General features: G+C 44.8%; 3 protein-coding genes. All 3 read right to left on the reverse strand.

The annotated features are described in order from the left end of the window. Nucleotides 1-204: 204 nt before the first annotated feature. The gene (locus VN105_RS09495; protein WP_325640190.1) at nucleotides 205-1,626 is read right to left on the reverse strand and encodes an efflux transporter outer membrane subunit; all 1,422 of its coding nucleotides are present in this window, start codon (nucleotides 1,624-1,626) and stop codon (nucleotides 205-207) included. A 41-nt stretch (nucleotides 1,627-1,667) separates the two neighbouring features. Continuing rightward, complete coding sequence (locus VN105_RS09500) at nucleotides 1,668-4,832, reverse strand: efflux RND transporter permease subunit (RefSeq protein ID WP_325640192.1); 3,165 nt, start codon at nucleotides 4,830-4,832, stop codon at nucleotides 1,668-1,670. Nucleotides 4,833-4,970: 138 nt separating this feature from the next. Continuing rightward, complete coding sequence (locus VN105_RS09505; RefSeq protein WP_325640194.1) at nucleotides 4,971-6,164, reverse strand: efflux RND transporter periplasmic adaptor subunit; 1,194 nt, start codon at nucleotides 6,162-6,164, stop codon at nucleotides 4,971-4,973. Nucleotides 6,165-6,422 lie beyond the last annotated feature (258 nt).

The raw sequence follows: 6,422 nt of genomic DNA on the forward strand, positions 1-6,422 counted from the left end.
GCAAAAGTATAAAAGAAATCGAAAATAAAAAAAAATTGGGCTATTATTTTTCAAACCATCCGGCAGCAAGGGTTTCAGCAATAAAAAATCCCGGTTTACAGCGCGTAAACCGGGACGATATGATACAAATGACGGATCTAAGCGATCTGGTGATTCTAATGCTCTGCTGATGGTCTGCCCGCTTTGATCCGTCATTTGTAAGAACTATTTCCAACCACCGCCCAGGGAACGGTACAGATCTACCATTGCAGTGAGGCGTTGACGGTCTATATCTGCCTGGGCCAGTTCGGCCTGCAGGGAGCGCGACTGCGCCGTAATTACCTCCAGGTAGTTAGCCATACCGCTGCGGAACAGGAGCTGGGCCTGTTGCACTGCCAGTTGTGAAGTATTTACCTGGCGGATAGCGATTTCCTGCTGCACTTTTACTTTATCCAGTTTTATCAAAGCATCACTCACCTCTCCTACCGCATTAAGGGCCGATTGTTTAAACTGTATCACCGCCTGTTCACGTTGTATTTTGGCTACTTCGAGTTGTGTTTTTAACTGCCGGCGCTGGAAGATGGGTTGCGCCACGCTTCCGGCTACTGTGCCAAACAGCGAGGCTGGCAAATTAAACCAGGTACTGGCTTTGAAAGCGTTCAGTCCCCCGCTGCCGGTAATGGTGAGCGTAGGATACATACTACCCTGTGCCACACCTACCTGTGCGTTAGCCGCTACCAGCCCCATTTCGCTGGCGCGCACATCCGGGCGGCGGCTGATCATGGCGGCAGGAATACCTGCCGGCAATGAATCCGTTACCCGAAAGTCGCTCAGCTTAGTGCTGCGTGTAATGGTCGACGGTAGCTCACCGGTTAATATGCGCAAAGCATTTTCCTGGATGGCAATACCTTGTTCCAGCTGTGGTATCAGCAATTCAGCAGTTTGTTGCTGTGAAATGGCCTGTTGAACACCCAGCTCTGTTACTTCTCCCGCAGCTTTCTGCAAGCGGATCATTTTCACAATGGTATCGCTGAGTGCAAGATTCCTGCGCGCTACGCTGAGCTGGTTGTCCAGCATCAGCAGGTTGAAGTAACTGTTGGCAATAGCTGCTACCAGCCCGGTTTGCACGGCATGCTCACCTTCATATGACTGCAGGTAAGTAGCCAGTGCAGCTTCTTTCTGACGTTTTATCTTACCCCAGATATCTATTTCCCACGACATGCCCACACCGATGTTGAAATCTTCAATGTGATCACCGAGGTTATTAACAGAAAGGTTCAATCCATTGAAGCTGTTCTTGGACGGGAAGTTGGTACTACCTGATGCAGTAGCTGTAAACGCTGGCAGCCAGGCTACTTTAGCCTGTTTCAGATAGGCCTGCGCCGTTTCCACTTTCTTTATCGCCAGCTGCAGATCATAGTTGCCGGTGAGGGCCTGGCTGATCAACTGCTGTAAAGTGGCATCTGTAAAAAATTTCTTCCATTCTATTTCTGCTATACTGCTGGTGTCTGAAGGCGCAGTGTCATTATTGAACTGCTGTGGCAGCGCCACCGGGGGCCGCTCGTAATTGCGGCCTACCCGGCATGCTGCTAACCCTACAACTAAGGAGAACAACAAAAAGTAAAATGAGCTATAACTTGTTTTCATTTGTCTTTTTTCTGATTCTGATAATAGATAATGCTAATATTTTAGTGTACCAGCTTTGCCTCATGTTCTGCTTCCACTTCCACTATCGGCTTACGGCTGGTTTTCTCTTGCAGGAACTGGAAAATTACAAACAGCACAGGTATGATGAATACCCCCAGGACCACCCCGGTGAACATGCCACCTACAGTACTCCAACCAATTGAATGATTGCCTTTGGCAGATGCACCTTGTGTAAAGATTAATGGCAACATACCAACAATAAAGGCAAAGGAAGTCATCAATATTGGACGGAGACGAAGCTGTGCTGCTTCCAAAGCTGCCTCAACAAGCTTATAGCCCGCCCTTCGCCGTTGTAAGGCAAACTCCACGATCAGGATCGCATTTTTAGCCAATAATCCTATCAGCATGATCATACCTATTTGCACGTAGATATTTCCCTCTATGCCGCTAAGGCCAATGAAACTATATACACCTAATATACCCGTAGGTACGGTAAGGATTACTGCCAGTGGCAGGATATAGCTTTCATACTGTGCAGCCAGCAGGAAGAATACGAACAATACACTCAATAAAAACACGAACGCAGTTTGGTTCCCTGCTCTTATCTCTTCCCTCGTAATACCTGTAAACTCATAGGCATATCCTTGTGGCAATGCCTTTTTCGATACTTCTCCGATGGCTGTAATTACATCACCGGTACTATAACCGGGTTTGGGTGTAGCATTAATGGTAACAGCACCATACAGGTTGTTTCGGGTAACTGTTTCGGGGCCATATACACGTGTGAATTTGGCCACAGTACTTACCGGTACCATCGTACCCAGGTTGTTCTTTACATAAATAGCATCCAACGAACTCTTATCCATCCGGTATGAAACATCGGCCTGCGCCATTACGCGGCTATATTTACCGAAACGGTTAAAGTCTGAAACGAAACTACTACCATAATACGTTTGCAGCGTATTCAACAAATCACCAACAGATACACCCAATTGCTTCACTTTTATATCATCTATATCAATTGTGTATTGTGGATTACCTGTATTAAAAGTAGTGAACGCACTTGCCACTTCCGGCCGTTGACTTAATGCACCAACAAACCCCCATGCCGTTCCTGCTAATTTATCCAGCGATCCGTTTGTTCTGTCCTGCAACATCATTTCTACCCCGCTCACGTTACCGAAACCCTGTATTGTTGGAAAACCAACAAAAAAAGTTAACGCATCATGTACTTGCATTGATTTGCCTAACAAACCGCCTGCAATAGCAGTCGGGTCTTTTACAACACCTCTCTCCTTACGATCTTTTAACCTTACAAATATCGCAGCATTAGGGGAAGCGTTCGCATTTGTTACGAAGTTCATCCCATTTGCAGCCCATACATCGCTCACACCCTCATCTTTCATCGTAATTTTACTGATCTGGCTCGTTGCATTCTCCGTTCTGCTAAGTGAACTACCGGGAGGTGTTTGGGTAATACCAACTACGAACCCCTGATCTTCATCCGGAATAAACCCGGTAGGTGTTGTTTTGATGAGCCAAACTGTAGCAACCACCACAAGCAATAATCCGGTAATGGCCACCCACCTGTTCTTCATCAGGAATTTGATGCTCCGTATATATCTTGCGGTCATTGCATTAAAAGCAGTATTAAACGCATCGAAGAAGCGGTCACCAAAACCTTTTTTCTTTCCGCCTTCGCCTATATGCTGGTTCTTTAAGAATAAAGCACACAGCGCCGGACTTAACGTTAACGCATTCACCGCAGAAATAACGATAGCAATGGCCAGTGTAAAGGCGAATTGTTTATAGAATACGCCTGCAGGACCTTGTACAAAGCTCACTGGCACAAACACTGCTGCCATTACCAATGTGATCGAAACAATCGCACCGGATATTTCACTCATCGTTTTAACTGTTGCCTCTCTTGCCGGTAAATGCTCTCGTTCCATCGTTGAGTGTACGGCCTCTACAACCACAATTGCATCATCCACCACAATACCAATAGCCAGTACCAATGCGAACAATGTAAGCAGGTTAATACTGAAGCCGAATAACTGTAAGAAGAAGAAGGTACCTATAATCGAAACAGGAACAGCAATTACCGGGATCAGTGTAGAGCGCAGATCTTGCAGGAAAACGAAAACCACGATGGCCACAAGAATGAACGCAATGATCAGTGTTTCTTTTACCTGGTCAATTGATGCATCCAAAAATTCCTTCGAGTTGTACATTATCTTAAACTTCATACCCTCGGGTAACGCCTTATCAAATTCCCCAATCTGTCGCTCCAGTTCGGTAAGAATTTCATTGGCATTGGAACCCGGAGTCTGCACAATACCAAAACCAGTAGCCGGTTTGCCATCGAGCAAATTCGAGGCAGTATAAGTATAGCCACCAAGTTCAACCCTGGCCAGATCTTTAAGGCGAAGAACAGAACCATCGTTCTTTGCCTTGATCACCATATTCTCATACTCTTCAGGCTTATTTAACTTTCCCTTGTATTTAATAATATACTCGAAAGATTCCTTACTACTTTGTCCCAAACGTCCTGGTGCAGCTTCTACGTTCTGATCTTTGATCGCATTCATCACTTCTGCTGTAGAAAGATTATTAGCAACCAGCCTGTCGGGTTTCAACCAGATACGCATCGAATAATCTTTTGAACCAAATGGCTGTACCTGTGCCACCCCTGGTATACGTTGTAACTGAGGGATGATATTAATCCTTGCATAGTTATTTAAGAACAGTTCGTTATACTTAACGCTATCCTCGCTATATATCGCCACAAACATCAGGAAGCTGCTCTGCACCTTCTGTGTAGAAAGCCCGGCTTGTAATACTTCCGGAGGTAGCTGGCTATTAGCTTTAGATACGCGGTTTTGTACGTTTACTGCCGCAATATCAGGATCCGTTCCCTGTTTAAAAAAAACTGTCAGGATGTAGCTACCATCGTTGTTGGAATTGGAGGTCATGTACGTCATGTTCTCCACACCATTTACCGATTCTTCTATGGGGATAGCAACTGTACGGGCTATCACCTCCCCGTTGGCGCCGGGATAATTGGCTATAACCTGTACAGATGGCGGCGCGATCTCAGGAAATAAAGCCGTTGGCAGGGTGAATAAAGACAACCCTCCCAGTATAACCAATATGATAGAAATAACCGTAGATAAAACCGGCCTTTCAATAAATCGTTTTAACATAAATAACAATTATGGGTTGCGGTATACCCGCGCGAACACAAGCAGTGCATGTGTGTGGCAACACTGCCTGCGTCGCAATTTGAATAATGTTTTGTGGTAAACGTTCTTAACACTGGCGTGCTTTCACGCTTAATTAATTTAAAGCAGCGGCTTTGCTTTCAACAAACTGTCTATAGATACCATCTGTGGCTGAATAACAACACCATCTTTTAAACCACCCATCATCATGGTAGATTGAGAAGATAATACAATCTTATCTCCCACCTTTACGCCATCAGTAACAAAATAATAATTAGACGTTTTGCCGGAAATGGCCAGGGGTTTTGTAACGATTTTATTACTATCGGCCACTGTATAAACGAACACTTTGTCCTGCAATTCAAACGTAGCTTCCTGGGGAATTACCAATGCAGAAGCATGTAAAGTAGGTACCCTTACTTTACCGGTACTACCACTTCTAAGTATTCCCTGTGCATTAGGAAAGCTGGCACGTAAACTAATTGCACCAATAGTTTTGTCAAACTGCCCTTCCACTATTTCAACTTTTCCTTTTTCAGGATAAACACTTCCATCTGCCAGGATTAATTCTACCGCCGGCATTCCTTTTACTTTTTCAGCAACGCTATTACCTGGATATTTTTCCTTGAATTTGAGGAAATCGGTTTCACTCAAAGAAAAATAAACACGCATATCCTTTACTTCGGAAATAGTGGTCAGTGCGCCCGCCATTCCTCTGCTAACAAGGCTTCCCGCTTTAAAGGGAATAGTACCTATATAACCATCGCTGGGTGCGGTAATATTTGTGAACCCAAGATTGATACGGGCAGCTTCTACCTGGGCCTGGGCCTGGGCAACATTGGCTTTCGCTGAATTGTAACTTGCTTCGGCCGATTTTAATTGAACATCCGATACCACATTATTACTGAGTAGCGGTTTCAATTTATCAACGTTGATCTGTGCATTTTCCAATGCCGCTGTTGCAGCTTGTAAATTTGCAGTGGCATTGTTGAGTTGCTCTGCATAAGGTCTCCTGTCGATCGTGAAAAGTGTTTGACCTTTTGTAACGTAAGCACCTTCATCTACTGAAATATTCGTCAGATAGCCGTCTACCTGCGGTCTTATTTCCACGTCACGGGTTCCTTCTACCGAAGCAGGGAAATCCTGGAACGTTGTAGCAGGTAAGGTAACTGCTTTAATTACTGGTAAAGATGCTGGTGGCAGTGCATCTGTTTTAGCCTGCGATGTGCTGCAGGCAGACAATACCGAAAGAACAAAAAAACTATAAAGTAAGCCTGCCGGCAATGTGGTCAATGTTAATTTCAATGGTTTCATTACTACTTTGTTTTAAACGACTAACAATAAAATTCCCCCGTGCGGTCAAGGCAGGTAACGGCAGCCTTGCTTCGCAGCAATCAATATCAGTGACAGCAATCGGGTTGTGAAATACAGGTAGGTAGCCCAGCAACACTCAGACACCTATAATGTTACAGCACATTATACGTTTGAGCACAGCAATTTGTTACTACTGTAAAAAAGAAATTGAAGATTTGCGGTCGGCCGCTAAAAAACTCTCATCGGTTTTCAAATTTT

This window comes from Chitinophaga sp. (assembly GCF_035564935.1).
Classification (GTDB): domain Bacteria; phylum Bacteroidota; class Bacteroidia; order Chitinophagales; family Chitinophagaceae; genus Chitinophaga.